The organism is Vibrio sp. 10N.222.49.C9 (assembly GCF_041474985.1).
GTDB lineage: Bacteria > Pseudomonadota > Gammaproteobacteria > Enterobacterales > Vibrionaceae > Vibrio > Vibrio crassostreae_C.
Genome location: NZ_JBFRVD010001384.1, coordinates 1 through 282 on the forward strand (window position 1 = coordinate 1; position 282 = coordinate 282).

At 42.2% G+C, this 282-nt stretch carries 1 protein-coding gene; it reads left to right on the forward strand.

Annotated elements, in window-relative coordinates:
• On the forward strand, positions 1-282 hold a 282-nt coding region (locus AB4585_RS28400; protein ID WP_372172106.1), incomplete at both ends, for a ParA family protein.

Genomic DNA, 282 nt, shown 5'->3' on the forward strand with positions numbered 1-282 from the left:
GTATATGTCTTATTGACTTGGATCCCCAGGGCTCTTTGCGTTTGTTTTTGAATCCTCAAATCAGTATCAGCGAGCATGATAATATCTACTCTGCCGTTGATATTATGCTGGACAATGTGCCAGATGAAGACGAGGTAGACTTGGAGTTCTTGCGTAAGAACGTATTGCTTCCTACTCAGTATCCAAACTTGAAGACCATTTCAGCTTTCCCTGAAGATGCAATGTTTAACGCGGAAGCGTGGCAATCTCTTTCTCAGGACCAGTCTTTAGATATCGTTAAAC